Raw genomic sequence first — 15,719 nt, forward strand, 5'->3', positions numbered from 1 at the left:
TACGGTTTTGGATGTACGGATACCTGCGTAATTGTAGGTATAGGATATGTCATGATCTGATCATTGACGCGAATTAACTCATCAGATGCATTATAACAATAGGACTGTAATAAGTCATCATTTAATGATACTGAAAGAATATTTTTCTTCGCATCATAGCTGTATCGCATAAGAAAGCATGTTGCTTGCAACATGCTCGCGCCGAGCACGGTTTTCCTATCGCGCGAGTGCGCATCCATTGCGGAGCGATTTTTATGATATTGGGATTTCGGAGAAATCTCCTATATCATAAAAATCCCTCCTTACTGAACCCTTTTGATGTCCAGTAAAGAGGGTTGATATCACACTTCTCAGAAGCTTTTTATACATTCAAATTTGCCACTAATTTGCTTTCGGTTCTTCCGGTCGCATACCGCCGGGACCTCCATTTCCATCTCCATTTGGGAATCTGCCTTCACCTCCATTTTGGGCGCCGTCCGGTCCACCGAACGACTGGTTTGTGATGGTATTGGTCTCTGTTCCGTTTTCGATGATGGTTCCGCCTGTTACCTTTGCCTCCCCATCATAATCAAACGTGGACTGACCTGTTATATCAATGGTTCCTCCATTCACATAAATATTGCCGTTTGAATCGATTCCGTCCGTATCTCCGGCTCCCATTGTGATTTTCAAAGAACCATCATTGATTTCCACGGTTGGCGTATAGGCAGATGACTTCTGAGATGCATTGATGCCATCATCCGATGCGTTGATGGTAATATCACCACCATTGATTTTGATATAGGTTCCTTCCACGCATTCAGCTGCTGTCAAATCAACTGTTCCTCCATCAATTTCGACCGTGGTTGTCGCGTGAATGCCATCATCCTCTGCCGTAATATTGACAGCGCCGCCGCTCACAGATACTGATCCCACAGTATCATCATCATTGTCCTCTGCATGCAGACCATCTTTGGAAGCCGTGATATTGATAGAGCCGCCGGTAATATTCAGACTGTCTTTGACAGATATGCCGTGGCTCGCTGATGTGATTGTTAAGGTTCCATCTCCATTGAGCTCCAGGTCATCCTCTGAATAGATGGCAGCATCGAGCTGATCATTTTCTTCGGATACCTGCAGACTATTTTGGGTGTCGGTTGTTGTAATAGATACTTTGTCCGCAGACGCAACATATACTGCCGGAGCCTCGTCGTTTACGATGCTCACCGAATCCAATACCAATTCCACCTCATCAGTTTCATCTGCTTTTATGGTGATCGTTACATTTTTTGCCTCTCCGGTAAACTCATAGGTTCCTGCGGATGTGATGGTGATATCTTCTCCATCCTGTAATGTATATGACTGCTGCGACTCGCTGATGGTGGTGCTTTCGGTTGATTCCTGCTTACCGGTACATGCAGTTAATGTGCAAAGCAGCAGCACACTTGCCAAAATCATTGTGCGTTTTTTCATCATTCTTTCCTCCTATAGACTATCTGTGTTCTCAATCTTTCTACCAAGGCTGATATCAAGATTGCCATTTCTGGTTCGTATCGCGTCAAGAAAATCCTTTGTCGACATATTTGCCTTTGGCACGACGCTGAGTGTCAATTTATATAAGCTGCCCATGTTGCTGGTCTTTACTTCCTCATATTGATAGCTTACGAGATATTGTTCAAAGATATCTTCAAATTTGCCCTCATAATCCAGATTTTCCGGAACTGTAATGCGAAGGGTGCGTACAGTCTCATTGCCTGTATACCACTTTGTCATATGCATCATCCAATGGATTCCGGAAATGATAATTGTAAATACTGCTGCAATTCCGACATATCCCATTCCGGTCGCCAATCCCACAGCCATCGCCAGGAAAATTCCTGTGATTTCCTGTCCGCGTCCCGGCGTAGAACGAAATCTGACAAGACTAAATGCGCCGGCCACTGCAACACCTGTACCGATATTGCCATTTACCAGTATGATCACCAATTCCACGATTGCCGGAAGCAGCACCAGCGTAATCACCAGGCTCTTCGAGCATCGATTCCTGATCCCAAACGAGAATGCTATCACAAGGCCGCACAACAATGCGACAATTGTCGAAACAAAAAATTCTCCCCCTGTAAAAGTCCCATCTGATATTATTGAAGAAAATAACAAATTAAACATATCCTACCAATCCTTTCTTTTTACTAATCATAGCCTCATATCCTCTTCCGTATTTTGAAAATGAATTTGGAAAAATGGATAATTCGGCGAGCTTGCGTGCCAATTTTTGCGGCAGCGCATCCTTAACTTTGATTTCCATCAAATGACATCCATCCGCCAGAATCTGATTTCCTCTCTCCTGCTCTCTGAGATCCAGGCAATCCGTACTCCAGGTAATCTTCGTGTCAAAAGTGACTCGAAAACCGGGATCATCAATTCCTGCCATTGCAATGCGATCATATCCGATTCGCATCGCCGGCCTGAGGTTTCGATACATCTGAAGAAATCCTGCAATTTCCTGCGAAATCTGTGAGTCATCGATTGGCTGTCCTTTGCCGATCAGATAACGAAATGTATGATCGTAATCACCGGATACGCGTCTCTTGTATACTATCCCGTCATACTTTTTCTTTATCTCTATAAATGAGTTTGTTTCCCCATTTGTATCTCCATAAGTGCGAAGCCTTAGCTTTTCTTTGTAAATCGGTTTTTCCAGTGAGGTACGAATCAACCGGTAATCCGGGGTATCAAAATAAATATTTTGGATTCTTGTCTTTCCGTATTGATCAACGCTTGCCATCTCCTGCATAAACGGAAATAGCTGTTCATACTGTTCCCCGGATAAGAGGTATTTGATTTCTTTTCGCTTAAAAGTTTCAATATATTCAGCCATATGTGCCTCCTTTCCTGATGCATTTCTTATCTTGATGCAATCATACCGGTCAAACCTTAAATGAATATTAAAAAAAGAGGTTAAATGAAATATTTAACCTCTTTTGAAATCTTCATTATTTAAATTCCACGCAAAATGTCGTCGTGCGTGCTGTGCGATCTGATTCGGCACGAATCGTTCCGCCATGATTCTGCACAATTTTCTTTGCAATTGCAAGACCCAGACCATATCGATTCTCATTCCTGCTACGCGCCTGATCGGCACGATAGAATCGCTCAAAGATGTGCTGTTCCTCCCCTTGCTGAATCGGTTCTCCACAATTGATTATTTCTAGCATCGTTGACGATTTCGCCCGATATAGGTTCAGCCGAATTGTACTATTCCTGTCACTATGTCTGATGGCATTGTCCATCAGGATACTGACAAGCTTCTCGATTTCTTCCCGGTTGCAATGCAGCCTGATAGATTCTGTAATCGCGGTTTCCACCGCCACCCCCTGCTCGAAGGCGACCGCTTCAAAGACCAATGCTGCTTTTTCGACAATTCCGGACAAATTTTCATCCTGATAAGCAGCTTCTGTAATTCCATCTTCGAGCCGTGACAAATCCAATAACTCTGCAATGAGCTTCTTCATCCGCTCTGATTCATATTTGATGTTTGCAATCAATTTCCTGTTTGTCGCATCTTCCGGCAGTTCATCCGCCGAAGCCATAATCACAGCAAGCGGTGTCTTCAGCTCATGAGAGGCATCAGCGATAAAATCTTTTTGTCTGTCAAAAGCTTCCCTTGCCGGTTTGGTAATCCATCCAGTCATGATTTTTGCAATCATGACAATCAGTAGCTCGATTACGACAAAGATTGCCAATGATTCTAACAGCACACGCCACAGTTTTTGGGCAACAACTGCGTCATTCGCAATGATAATGGAATTGTTGTTGCGATAATGAAATGAGTAATTGCCCGCGTATAGATTCTCAATATGCACAGTATCACTCGGATACGCTGCCAGAATTGCTTCGGCAGCAGACTGTGCATCAAATGCGTCGTCAGGTTCTCCCATGGCAAATGTCCTTAGAATCGTACCTTCCGGAGTCAATTCCGCGACATAAATCTCATAATCCATGATCATCATATTTTCAAAGTCTCTGCCGCCTTTGTCCATGATAAAAAGATTGCGTTTGACATTCTCATATTCTCTTCGATAGCTGGTAACATTCATCACCGCCAATACCACTACAAGAATCAATGTCAGTATCCCCAGAAGCGTCCAAAAGACCTTTCTATTCAGTGCCTTCATCCATTGTCTCCATTCGGTATCCCATATTGCGAATTGTCTTAATGGTTACATTTGCATCAATGCTCTTTAGCTTCTTTCTCACAAAGGAAAGATATGCCTCAAGATTATTGGACAAGGTATCACTGTCCGTTCCCCATACCCGGTCAAAAATCATTTCTTTTGAAAGGACACGGCTGTGATTGATCATAAAATATTCCAACAACTGGAATTCCTTATTGTTGATCTTGATTTGTTCGCCGGTACAACTATTTTTGACAGCCGGTACCTGGTAATCCAAAATGAGATTGCCAAATTGTAATTCTTCTTTTGATATGGTCGCCACGCGCAACTGCGCATTGATTCTTGCCAAAAGCTCATCGATGTGAAAAGGCTTCGGTACATAATCATTGGCGCCCTCGGAGAATCCAAGAAGCTTATCCTCCAGCTCCCCTTTTGCCGTAAGCATGATTACTTTTGATGCAATTCCCTCCGCGCGTATCTCCTTTAGAATTTCAATCCCATTCCTGTGTGGCAGCATAATATCCAGCAGAATCAGATCGTAGATTCCGGTGAGCGCCTGAAACAGTGCTTCCTCCCCATCTTCACAGACATCTACCAGATATCGTTCTTTTTTCAGCCGTTCCGCAATCAGCTCCGCCAATGCGGTTTCATCCTCAACCAGCAATATTCTCATCTTATCTTGGCTCCTGCTATTTTACAGTAATTGTTACAGGGAATGTCTTCTTTCCAATTGTTACATAAAGTGTTGCAACACCTTTGCCTTTGGCAGATACAACTCCTTTTTTATTTACAGTAAAAATCTTCGTATCGGAAGAACGATAGCTCACACGCTGCTTTGTTCCGGTCACTTTGATTGCAAGCGACTTTCCGCTTTTTACGGTTGCGCTTGTGTAATTAATAACAGCTTTCTGATATCCGGTATGGTTGATTTGTTTATTGACCGATGATGATTTGCTATTTGCTGTCTTGTATTTACTCCATTTACCACGGTGTGCTTTTCTGGCTTCCTTTGTATTTAATAAGAAGTTAGTCGTACGATAATCATATCCTGTCATCGAGCGCAAATGATACCACTTGCCGCCGATTTTGACCTGAGACCATACAATCGTAGAAGTTCCTTGTCCAGCCTCCCGGATTTTTGAAGTCACTGTATATGTTGCAATTCCATAATGTTTCATGATGACGCTAAACGCATCACAGAGGCCATATAAATTTGCCTTTCCTTTGACAAGGCATCCATCTGCAGTCGACTCAACCGGTGTGCCAAAAAACACTCCCCATTTGAGTTCCACATTCTGATCAAACCACTCGATGGTCGCGCAGGCTTTCTCATAATCCGACATCTCCGGCGTCACTGCATACTTGTAAATCAAATTCAAAACATTTTTCTTCGTACGCTTCACGACTGTAATTTTCTTGCTGTATTTTTTGCCATTATAGGTCACCACGAGATTCGCGCTTCCGGCTTTCTTGCCTTTTACATAATAATTCTTTCCGCTGACAGCAAGCACGGATTTGTTAGAGCTTGTCACTTTAATATCATGTGCATTCAAAACAACAAAGTCAATACGACCACCGACAAATGTCTTTGGTGCTTTGCATACAATCTGTACTTTCGTAGAAGTACTTGTCTGCCAATGATTACGCAGTGCATCCTGTCTCGCATAAGAAGATTTCGGCGCCACAATGGTAATATTGTTGCCACGCTCCAAATCCCAAGCATCTTCTTCCACTCTTGTCTGATTGCCCGTGATAATCAGCTGATAAAATTTCTTACAACCGCTAAATGTCCATTCCGGAATTTTCTTTACACGCTTGCCAACTGTAACGCGCTCCAGCTTGATACATGACTGGAACACACTATCTCCAAGTGTCGTAACCGTATCAGGAATGGTCATTGTCTTCAAGCTCTTACAGTCGCAAAATGCCTGCTCGCCAATTGAGGTCAACGACTTTGGGAATTTGACCGTTTGCAAATTATGGCACGAATTGAATGCATAGTCCGGCAGAGAAGTGATTCCCTCCGGCAATTGAATCGTCTTTAACTTAAAAGAACAAATGCTCCAACTTTTGGCAACTTTCTTACAACGGGCAATTGAAACATACTCTGCATTTTCCCACAACAATTCATCAAAGTTGTCAATCGCACCCTTGATGGTAACTTCTTTTAATGACTCAAAAATCGCATAATTAGCATTATTAAATGCAAAAAAATCTTTTTCTACATCACCTTCTATCACCAACTTGGTCAAGGTATGTCCATTGCTCTCATAGGTGATTTGTGTATCCGGATTAAGATATACAGAATAGACCTTCCCATCCGATGCGGTCACTGTCTTTGGAATCGTAAGCGTATTGCCGTTCAAATGAATTTCCGACAATACCATGTTGCCACTTTCGTCCAAAACATAAGTTGCATTTTCCGTCACAATGGTCGTCGGCAACGCATTCGCTTGTGTAACTGCAGGCTTCCACAGCATGACAAACACAAGAGCAAACAAAATACATACAAAACGCCCAATTCTCTTTTGATTTGTTTTCATATTCTCTCCTATCCGGTCACTGTTTTCATTTATGTGACCAACAAAAAGATTATAGCACCATATTGAATGAATTGGCAAACAAAATAGGACCTGTGAAATCCATTCACAGGTCCCTGATATGACTGATTTGTTCGTGGCGCTTGAATTAGCAAACACCCTGTGCAAGCATTGCATCTACTACCTTTTCGAATCCGGCAATATTTGCGCCTGCTACATAGTCGTCGTTTCCACCAACTGTCATGTTGTATCTCTTTGCTGCATCGGAGATATTTGCATAAATGGTCTCCATAATGCCTTTTAACTTGCTGTCAACTTCTTCGAATGTCCAAGAAAGTCTCTCAGAGTTCTGGCTCATCTCAAGAGCTGATGTTGCAACACCACCTGCGTTTGCAGCCTTTCCACCAACGAAGAGAACACCGTTCTCCTGTAAGTACTTGGTTGCTTCTAATGTGGTAGGCATGTTTGCACCTTCTGTTACAGAAGTTACACCGTTTGATACAAGCATCTTAGCATCTTCAAGATCCAACTCGTTCTGAGTTGCACATGGAAGCGCAAGATCAACCTTGTACTGCCATACACCGTGCTCTCCGTTCTTCTTCTCGAAGTACTGAGCGCTTGACTTAGCAGCTGCATACTCAGTCAAACGAGCACGCTTCACTTCCTTGACTTCCTTAAGAAGTGCTACATCGATTCCTTCCGGATCATAAATCCAACCGGTAGAATCAGAGCAGGTTACAACCTTAACTCCAAGCTGCTGAGCCTTTTCGATTGCGTAGATTGCTACATTTCCTGATCCGGAAACTGCTGCAGTCTTTCCTTCCAAGCTCTTTCCATGATCTCTCCAGAGTGCATCTGTCAAATATAACAGACCATATCCGGTTGCCTGTGTACGGGCAAGTGATCCACCCCAGGTAAGACCTTTTCCTGTCAATACTCCTTCGAACATTCCCTGAATTCTCTTGTACTGTCCGAACATAAATCCGATTTCACGAGCGCCGGTTCCGATGTCACCAGCAGGAACGTCTACATCAGCTCCGATATATTTGCTAAGCTCGGTCATGAAGCTCTGGCAGAATGCCATGATTTCACGATCAGACTTGCCCTTAGGATCAAAGTCAGATCCACCTTTACCACCACCGATTGGAAGAGTGGTAAGAGAGTTCTTGAAGATCTGCTCAAATCCGAGGAATTTGATGATACCTAAGTTTACAGAAGGATGAAGTCTTAAACCTCCCTTGTATGGTCCGATTGCGTTATTGAACTGAACACGGAATCCTCTGTTGACCTGAACCTGTCCATTGTCATCTACCCATGGTACACGGAACATAATCTGACGATCCGGCTCGGTAATTCTCTCAAGGATTGCCTCCTTGCGATACAACTGCTCATTGGCATCAATTACCGGACGAAGAGAATCCAATACTTCTGTTGCTGCCTGTAAAAATTCCGGCTCAGAAGCATTCTTTTTCTTCAGCTGCTCTAAAACTTCATCTACATAACTCATGTCTCATTCTCCTTTATCATTCTTGTTTTTAATTTTTCTTGTACGATAGTTAATATTCTAAAGCAAAATGCAAGATTAGACAACAAAAAATTCATTTTTCGCCTATTTTCCTAATTATTTTAAGTATTATCAGTCTATTTTTGAAAGTTTGCTTTATAATTTATGCGTTTTATAACTCCCGGTGTTATTTGACATAATCTGGAATTATAAAGCCTTATTTTTTAATTCAGTCGGGGTTGACAGTGCATATAAAATAAGTTAACCTATTATTCGTTGATATTGAGTTATCAAAATATATTACTGCTAGGGGTGCGTAAGCTGAGAAATACCCTTATTACTTGAACCGGATAATACCGGCGTAAGGAAGCAATCATAAGGTATCATCGATTTACCTTCCGGCAGTATGTTCAGGAGGTTTTTTTATGTCATTTTTTATCAACACAGAAGACGGTTACTTCACACTAAAGACAGCCGGATTGACTGGACTGGTCATTGTATGCATTCTGGCGATTGCCATCGCAGCCATCATTGCTGCGCGCAAGCAAAAAGCCGGACCATTCAACACCCGCACGCTTGTCTTTGCAGGCATTTCACTGGCGCTTGCATTTTTGACCAGCTACATCAAGTTCGACTGGTTCATGGGCGGATCCATTACCTTATTCAGTATGTTCTTTATCTGTTATGTCGGATATCTGTATGGAGTATCTGTCGGATTTCTCACTGCGTTTGCCTACAGCATCCTGCAATTTATCCAGACCGGCAGCAGCTATTTCCTCAGTCCGTTTCAGATTTGCTGTGATTACTTCTTTGCTTTTACCGCACTCGGCATCGCAGGATTCTGGTTTCGGAAGAAAAACGGTCTGCTCATCGGATATATTGTAGCATGTCTGGCAAGAGGTCTGTTCCATACCATCGGCGGATACATTTACTGGATGGATTACATGCCTGAATGGTTCCACACACATCACCTCGACAGTGTTTATTCGATTATCTACAATTACAGCTACATCCTTGGAGAGATGGTGATCACCATCATTGTCCTGAGTATTCCTGCTGTCAAAAACGCACTGGCAAAAATCGCAGCTGATACAACCAGTCAGCAATAAAAAAATCCTGCCGGATTTCCGGCAGGATTTTTTTAATATTATTCCATATGTCCATCTCGATACATTGAGAACTTGTCCATTGGATAATTTTTAAGGTTCTCAAGAATCTTACGTCCATCGGCCTTGCCGATCAGGCCGGTTCTGGCTTTGAGAATTTCTTTCTCAGCCTTATGCTTAGAAGGTCCACCGACGCAACCGCCGTCACAAATCATACCTTCGACAAAGTCAGCATCCAGCTTGCCACTCTTTAAAAGCATAAGCGCCTTCTTACAATCCGCTCCGCCGGCACACTGCATGAGCCTGATGTCATCTGTGTTTTCTCCACGCTCCTGCATACACTCGATTACAGCCTTTGCAACACCGCCTGAAGATGCAAAGTGCTTACCAAATGTAGAGGATTCCTGATATGCCTCCTCTACCGGTTCAAACTCAACACCCTTTGAACGCATCATTGCACGAAGTTCACCATAAGTGATTACATAATCTGCATTTCCCGGTACTGTCTTATCATTTGCTTCTGACTTCTTTGCGATACACGGGCCGACAAATACCGTAATCGTATCCTCACCCATAGTAGCCTTTACATAGCGTGAGATTGCACACATTGGAGATACCGTTGAAGACATGTTGTTTTCAAACTGCTCCGGGAAGTGCTTTCTAAGCATATTGATAAAGGCCGGGCAACAGGATGTTGTCATCTGATGACCTTCCTTCTTTGCCTCACTCCACTCAGCTGACTCGTATGCAGCTGTCATATCTCCGCCAAGCCCCACTTCTATCATGTCGTAGAATCCAAGCTTCTTGCATGCAGATTTTACAGCAGCCATTGAGATATCTTCACCAAACTGACCTTCTGTGGCAGGCGCGCACATGGCAACCACCTTTTTGCCTTCAAGAATCGCCTTGATGATATGTACAAGATATGTTTTTGAACCGATGGCGCCAAACGGACAGCTGTGGATACAGTGACCACATGAGATACACTTTTCATCGTCGATTACGCAGTGACCATATTCATCATAAGAAATAGCGCCAACCGGACAAGCCTTCTTGCAAGGTCTCACAAGGTGAACAATAGCCTGATATGGACATTCCTTGGCACACATACCGCACTCCTTGCACTTGGCAGGGTCGATGTGCATTCTTCTTTCGCCCGGAACGATAGCACCAAACTTGCAGGAATTGAGACAAGCCTTTCCCAGACAAAAACGACAGTTATCGGTCACTGAATAAGATGCAATGGAACAGTCGTCGCATGCCGGCTGAATAACCTGAACAACATTCTTTGAATCCGGATTGGTCGGAAGGTTGTCAGCGCAAGAAAGAATCACTCTCTGTCTTACAATTTCTCTTTCCTTGTACACGCAACAACGATATGTCGGTCTCGGTCCGGGAATAATTTCGTAGCAAACAGCCTCCTTGTGCTCTGCATCAAGCTCACCGCGCCATGCCAGTTTACAGACCTCTTCCATAATGCTGTGCTTCAATCTGACAATACTTTGATCTGATGTAACCATATTCTCCTCCTTTTACACTGTTTTGCCCTTAAAAACTTCCAAACTTCTGTCCAAAATACCATTAAATTGTGCGATTGCCATTCCGTAATTAACGATAGGTACCCCGCTTTGTATGCAATGTTTTGTTCTATTTTGCATTTCGGCAGCATTTACCATGCAGCCCCCGCAATGCACAACTAATTTATATTTGGATAAATCTTCCGGAAATTCATTCCCCACAGTAAAATCAAACTCGATTTCTTTGCCGCTGTATTTTCGAATCCAGCCCGGGAGTTTGACTGTACCAATATCATTACACTGTCTGTGGTGTGTGCAGGCTTCTGCTATAAGCACCACATCTTTATCATTTAAACTTTTTAATGCAGCTATGCCTTTCAGCTGTGTATTCAGGCTTCCGCTGTGTCTTGCCATCAGTATGCTGAAAGATGTAAGTGACACATCAGCCGGCACGATTTTTGCTACATTTTCGAATACCTGTGAGTCGGTGATGACCAAAGACACTTGTTTGTTTTGCTGTAATACCTCTGCAAGTTCTTCCACCTGGCAGCAAATTGCCTTGCAATGATGATCCAAAAGGTCTCTGAGTACCATCTGCTGTGGCAGAATGATACGCCCCTTTGGAGCCGATTCATCGATAGGGATTACCAAAACCACGGTACTCTTTTCCGGAATTAAATCTGCGACGATTGCAGGGTCCGCCATCTTTGGTGCAAGCGCCATCAGAGCTTCTTTCACGGCACTCATATCATCCCTTATGGCATCGATATAGATTAACTTTTCATCCGCCAGCTCCGGATAATCATGGGCCGCTGCTTCATCCACATGATTTTCGATGATGATATAAGGAAGCTTTCGCTCCTTTACCATCGTAAGAAAATCAATCTCGTCCGCTGTCAGATGGCTTGCTCTGGCATCAACCACCATCACCACAATATCCATCTCGTTCAACGCTTTATATGTGCGCTCTTTGCGAAGCTCACCGAGCTCTCCCTCATCATCAATGCCTGCTGTATCAATAATCACAACCGGTCCAAGCGGGAGAATCTCCATTGATTTTTTCACCGGGTCAGTGGTGGTGCCCTTGTGTTCGGACACTAAAGACATTGACTGATTGGTGAGCCTGTTTACGAGGCTGGACTTGCCTGCATTTCTAATTCCGAAAAAGCCAATGTGTATACGCTGGCCATTCGGTGTACTGTTTAAAGACATATAAACCTCACCCACATACTTACCTGGATTATCACTAAAATCTGAAATCGCGTCTGTCAGAATGCTTGATTGCTTCAATGTTTTCCGCAGCTGTTTTTCTGACATTCTCCTTTGGAATCTTCCTAAGCTCTTCTTCAATCATCTTGTAGCCCACTTCTTTCGTCTCGTCTGAAGCATAATCGACCAAATATTCCGTAAGTGTCATGAGTGCATTTGGATGACAGCAATTGATAATCTGGCCCGTCTTGCAAAGTGACATGAATCTGTCACCTGTGCGTCCTGCTCTGTAGCATGCTGTACAGAAGGAAGGGATATGGCCTGTCTCCATGAGCCATTTGACAACCTCGTCAAGTGTCCTCTGGTCTGAGACATCAAACTGCTCTGTATCATGTGGGCGCTCCTCTTGCGTGTAGCCACCTACCGATGTACGGCTTCCTCCCGAAACCTGTGAAATCCCTACCTGAAGCATCTTGCGACGAACCTCCTCAGACTCACGGGTAGAGATAATCATACCTGTATATGGAACTGCGATTCTGATGCATGCTGCAATCTTTGTAAATATTTCATCAGGAATCGAATTGTCAAATGCCTCCGGGTCGATATCATCCGCATGCTTTACACGGGGCACAGAGATTGTGTGCGGCCCCACGCCGTGTACAGCCTCAAGATGCTCCGCATGCATCAGAAGTCCTGCGAACTCATACCTGTAGCTCTCAAGTCCGAAGAGAACACCAAGTCCCACATCATCGATACCACCTTCCATGGCTCTGTCCATCGCCTCCGTGTGATAGGCATAATCATGCTTGGGCCCTGTGGGATGAAGTTCCTCGTAGCTCTTTTTATTGTATGTCTCCTGGAATAGGATGTATGTACCGATTCCTGCTTCCTTGAGCTTGCGATAGTTTTCAACTGTTGTTGCAGCGATATTTACATTGACACGCCTGATATCGCCATTTTTGTGATGAATGCTGTAGATGGTATTGATGCACTCAAGGATGTACTCGATTGGATTGTTTACAGGATCCTCCCCTGCCTCAATTGCAAGTCTCTTGTGCCCCATATCCTGAAGTGCGATTACCTCAGCCTTTACTTCTTCCTGCGTGAGTTTCTTACGTGCGATATGTTTGTTCTTTGCATGATATGGGCAGTAGACGCAGCCATTGATGCAATAGTTTGAAAGATAGAGTGGTGCGAAAAGGACGATACGATTGCCATAGAAAGCATCCTTGATTTCCTGTGCAACCTGATACATCTTTTCGATGTATTTTGGTTCGTCACAAGCCAGCAATACGGATGCCTCACGATGCGTAAGTCCCCTGCATACGCAACCTTCTGCAGTCTTCAAAGGACGTGCCTTTTCCAGCAATTCTTCGATGAATTCAAAATTATACTTATTCGCCTCAGCGTACTCAATCGTGTCAAGTATTTCCTGATTGTCTATAAACTCCTCAGCTTTTAGCGATTTAACATTGTACATTTTCCCCACCTTACTTATCTGTACATTTTCTATAACCCTGCTCTGTTTCCAGGGTCAGTAACAATTTGATACCGGATACTTTCCATTCGCCGCTTTAGGCATTCCAGGCACTCAGCAGCTTCTTCTCCCGTACATATCTTGTTGTCGTACAAAGCGTATTTTTTTCTGACGCTTGCAGGCGACAGATTTGGCATTACTACATTTGCACCAGCCATAATCCCCATTTCTCTCCCCCTTGGATGAATCGTCCCAAGAGCTGTGGTAGCCGGTAGCAACACCATAGGATAAATCATTCTAATCAAAGATAAACAAAACAATGTCGTCTCAAGCGTACCACTCGGCTCATTTGCAAAAGGCGTGTCCTGATGCGTAATAAAAGGACCGATTCCGCACATGTCAGGCTTGAACTCCTCCACAAATTTCAAATCCATTGCAAGATCACGCATGGTCTGCCCCGGGGACTCCACCATAAATCCGGCGCCAACCTGGTAGCCGATTTCTTTTAAGTCCTTTAGGCAATTCATGCGATGCTCCCACGAAAGTTCTGCCGGATGCAGTTTGGCATAAAGCTCAGGACTTGCAGTCTCATGCCTCAGTAAATATCGCCTTGCGCCGGCGTCATAGTATCGCCGGTAACTCTCACGAGAGCGCTCACCGATGGAAAGTGTTACAACCAAATCTTCATGAGCCGACCGGATACTGCGAATGATATCGCAAATATCATCATCGCTGTATGCAAAATCCTCACCACCCTGAAGCACGATGGTGCGAAAGCCCATATCATAGCCTTCATTGGCGCAATCCACAATCTCCTGTTTGTTCAAGCGGTAGCGCTGGCAGTTTTGATTATCTCTACGGATTCCACAATATAGGCAATTGTTTCGGCAGAAATTTGTAAACTCTACCAATCCCCTGATATAAACCTGATTGCCATAATATTGATTTTGAAACTCTTTGGCATAACCGGCCGCTATTTCCATGCTCTCACAATCCCGATGTTCCAGCAAATACCGATACTCATCAAGCGTAAGACTGTGCTCTTTTTTTAATTTGTTTAATAACGTCTTTGCATCTAATCCCATGACTAATCATATAATTTAGCATTTCATATTGAACAATTTTAATATAACATAAATTGCTCATCCGTGGCTAAATTTCAGGGTTTTTATTTCTGTACAAAAAAATGCGTGGCCGAAGCCACGCATATTCATATGTGTCTTTTTAGAGCATGTGTGCTCTTAATTCTTCTCCGCTTACCGGGGAAAGATATGCAGGTGGAATATCAAGAATGGTCTTGCATCCCGTCTGTCCTTCCTGACGCATCCTGTAAGCAGCACGCGCAATGCATACCAAAACGCTGGTGGTGAATTCCGGATTGGAATCCAGTTTCAGGCTATATTCGATTACATGATTGTGCTCCTTATTTACGCCGGTCTTTCCGGTACGGAATACGAATCCTCCATGCGCAAGTCCTGCATGGTTTGTAAGCAACTCTTCCTCGCTGATAAAATGTACGGTGGTATCATAGTCAGCAAAATAGTTTGGCATTTCCTTGATTTCTTTTTCTACCTTTGCAGCATCTGCTCCATCCTCAAGTACAACAAAGCACTCTCTTGTATGTTTCTGACGAGTGGTCAGCTCAGGATTCTTTCCGCTACGAACTGCCTCTAAAGCACTGTCAACCGGAATGGTGTACTGCTTTGCATTCTTCACGCCTGCGATTCGGCGGATTGCATCAGAGTGTCCCTGAGAAACGCCTTTGCCCCAGAAGGTATAATCTTTTCCATCCGGAAGAATTGCATTTGCATATACTCTCATCAACGAGAACATTCCCGGATCCCATCCACAGGAAATCACGCCGATGGTTCCCGCAGCCTTTGCTGCTGCATCTACATTTGCAAAATGCTCCGGAATTCTTGCGTGTGTATCGAAGCTGTCTACAACCGTAAACATCTTTGCATACTGTGGTGTCATTTCAGGCAAATCTGTTGCGCTTCCTCCGCAGAGAATCATAACATCAATCTTGTCTTTCCAATTCTCAACCTCTGAAACGGATACAACAGGAATATTTTCTGTTAAAATCTTTACACTCGAAGGGTCTCTTCTGGTAAATACGGCAACCAGTTCCATGTCAGGTGCATCCTGCAATGCAACTTCTACACCTCTTCCAAGGTTTCCGTAACCCATAATACCAAGTCTGATACTCATA

Annotated in this window: 14 protein-coding genes and 1 riboswitch; of the genes, 1 reads left to right on the forward strand and 13 read right to left on the reverse strand. The window is 43.7% G+C overall.

Annotated features, from left to right (window positions below; all coding sequences use genetic code 11):
• The 8 genes from CSX02_RS13730 to gdhA form a co-directional block, all read right to left on the reverse strand.
• Positions 1-194, reverse strand: a 194-nt coding sequence (locus tag CSX02_RS13730; RefSeq protein WP_207653748.1) for a hypothetical protein, incomplete at its 3' end; no start/stop codon positions are given.
• Positions 195-381: 187 nt separating this feature from the next.
• Positions 382-1,455 (reverse strand): carbohydrate-binding domain-containing protein, encoded by a 1,074-nt coding sequence (locus tag CSX02_RS04245; protein ID WP_099385768.1) that lies wholly within the window; start codon positions 1,453-1,455, stop codon positions 382-384.
• 9 nt (positions 1,456-1,464) lie between these two features.
• Entirely contained in the window at positions 1,465-2,145 is a 681-nt protein-coding gene (locus CSX02_RS04250; RefSeq protein ID WP_099385769.1) for a DUF4956 domain-containing protein, read from the reverse strand.
• Positions 2,138-2,857 carry a polyphosphate polymerase domain-containing protein gene (locus CSX02_RS04255; protein ID WP_099385770.1) on the reverse strand — a complete coding sequence of 240 codons (720 nt, stop codon included), beginning with the start codon at positions 2,855-2,857 and terminating at the stop codon, positions 2,138-2,140. The genes CSX02_RS04250 and CSX02_RS04255 overlap by 8 nt, the downstream gene beginning before the upstream one ends.
• Before the next feature lie 115 nt (positions 2,858-2,972).
• Positions 2,973-4,154 (reverse strand): sensor histidine kinase, encoded by a 1,182-nt coding sequence (locus tag CSX02_RS04260; protein ID WP_099385771.1) that lies wholly within the window; start codon positions 4,152-4,154, stop codon positions 2,973-2,975.
• Positions 4,138-4,827 carry a response regulator transcription factor gene (locus CSX02_RS04265; RefSeq protein WP_031544207.1) on the reverse strand — a complete coding sequence of 230 codons (690 nt, stop codon included), beginning with the start codon at positions 4,825-4,827 and terminating at the stop codon, positions 4,138-4,140. The genes CSX02_RS04260 and CSX02_RS04265 overlap by 17 nt, the downstream gene beginning before the upstream one ends.
• Before the next feature lie 16 nt (positions 4,828-4,843).
• Positions 4,844-6,697: a leucine-rich repeat protein gene (locus CSX02_RS04270; protein ID WP_189281340.1), complete on the reverse strand. Its 1,854-nt coding sequence runs from the start codon at positions 6,695-6,697 to the stop codon at positions 4,844-4,846.
• A gap of 145 nt (positions 6,698-6,842) precedes the next feature.
• On the reverse strand, positions 6,843-8,201 hold the full coding sequence (gene gdhA, locus CSX02_RS04275) for an NADP-specific glutamate dehydrogenase (RefSeq protein ID WP_031544203.1): 1,359 nt from the start codon (positions 8,199-8,201) through the stop codon (positions 6,843-6,845).
• A gap of 295 nt (positions 8,202-8,496) precedes the next feature.
• Positions 8,497-8,583, forward strand: a riboswitch (TPP riboswitch).
• Between the two features lie 40 nt (positions 8,584-8,623).
• Here gdhA and CSX02_RS04280 point away from each other — a divergent pair.
• Positions 8,624-9,307 carry an energy-coupled thiamine transporter ThiT gene (locus CSX02_RS04280; protein ID WP_099385773.1) on the forward strand — a complete coding sequence of 228 codons (684 nt, stop codon included), beginning with the start codon at positions 8,624-8,626 and terminating at the stop codon, positions 9,305-9,307.
• Between the two features lie 38 nt (positions 9,308-9,345).
• Here the strand turns inward: CSX02_RS04280 and CSX02_RS04285 are convergent, their stop codons facing one another.
• From CSX02_RS04285 to CSX02_RS04305, 5 genes are all read right to left on the reverse strand, one after another.
• A complete protein-coding gene (locus CSX02_RS04285; protein ID WP_099385774.1) occupies positions 9,346-10,824 on the reverse strand; it encodes a 4Fe-4S dicluster domain-containing protein in 1,479 nt (492 codons plus the stop codon).
• Between the two features lie 12 nt (positions 10,825-10,836).
• On the reverse strand, positions 10,837-12,033 hold the full coding sequence (gene hydF, locus CSX02_RS04290; protein WP_099385795.1) for a [FeFe] hydrogenase H-cluster maturation GTPase HydF: 1,197 nt from the start codon (positions 12,031-12,033) through the stop codon (positions 10,837-10,839).
• Positions 12,034-12,067: 34 nt separating this feature from the next.
• Entirely contained in the window at positions 12,068-13,510 is a 1,443-nt protein-coding gene (gene hydG / locus CSX02_RS04295) for a [FeFe] hydrogenase H-cluster radical SAM maturase HydG (protein ID WP_099385775.1), read from the reverse strand.
• Positions 13,511-13,539: 29 nt separating this feature from the next.
• Entirely contained in the window at positions 13,540-14,592 is a 1,053-nt protein-coding gene (hydE, locus tag CSX02_RS04300; RefSeq protein WP_099385776.1) for a [FeFe] hydrogenase H-cluster radical SAM maturase HydE, read from the reverse strand.
• Between the two features lie 139 nt (positions 14,593-14,731).
• On the reverse strand, positions 14,732-15,718 hold the full coding sequence (locus tag CSX02_RS04305) for a diaminopimelate dehydrogenase (RefSeq protein WP_031544191.1): 987 nt from the start codon (positions 15,716-15,718) through the stop codon (positions 14,732-14,734).
• Between the last annotated feature and the right edge of the window lies 1 nt (position 15,719).

This window comes from Agathobacter ruminis (assembly GCF_002735305.1).
Lineage (GTDB): Bacteria > Bacillota > Clostridia > Lachnospirales > Lachnospiraceae > Roseburia > Roseburia ruminis.

Coding starts and splice junctions, on each gene's coding strand:
- CSX02_RS04245 (WP_099385768.1), bottom strand. CDS start 1,455: ATGATGAAAAAACGCACAATGATTTTGGCAAGTGTGCTGCTGCTTTGC.
- CSX02_RS04250 (WP_099385769.1), bottom strand. CDS start 2,145: ATGTTTAATTTGTTATTTTCTTCAATAATATCAGATGGGACTTTTACA.
- CSX02_RS04255 (WP_099385770.1), bottom strand. CDS start 2,857: ATGGCTGAATATATTGAAACTTTTAAGCGAAAAGAAATCAAATACCTC.
- CSX02_RS04260 (WP_099385771.1), bottom strand. CDS start 4,154: ATGAAGGCACTGAATAGAAAGGTCTTTTGGACGCTTCTGGGGATACTG.
- CSX02_RS04265 (WP_031544207.1), bottom strand. CDS start 4,827: ATGAGAATATTGCTGGTTGAGGATGAAACCGCATTGGCGGAGCTGATT.
- CSX02_RS04270 (WP_189281340.1), bottom strand. CDS start 6,697: ATGAAAACAAATCAAAAGAGAATTGGGCGTTTTGTATGTATTTTGTTT.
- gdhA (WP_031544203.1), bottom strand. CDS start 8,201: ATGAGTTATGTAGATGAAGTTTTAGAGCAGCTGAAGAAAAAGAATGCT.
- CSX02_RS04280 (WP_099385773.1), top strand. CDS start 8,624: ATGTCATTTTTTATCAACACAGAAGACGGTTACTTCACACTAAAGACA.
- CSX02_RS04285 (WP_099385774.1), bottom strand. CDS start 10,824: ATGGTTACATCAGATCAAAGTATTGTCAGATTGAAGCACAGCATTATG.
- hydF (WP_099385795.1), bottom strand. CDS start 12,033: ATGTCTTTAAACAGTACACCGAATGGCCAGCGTATACACATTGGCTTT.
- hydG (WP_099385775.1), bottom strand. CDS start 13,510: ATGTACAATGTTAAATCGCTAAAAGCTGAGGAGTTTATAGACAATCAG.
- hydE (WP_099385776.1), bottom strand. CDS start 14,592: ATGGGATTAGATGCAAAGACGTTATTAAACAAATTAAAAAAAGAGCAC.
- CSX02_RS04305 (WP_031544191.1), bottom strand. CDS start 15,718: ATGAGTATCAGACTTGGTATTATGGGTTACGGAAACCTTGGAAGAGGT.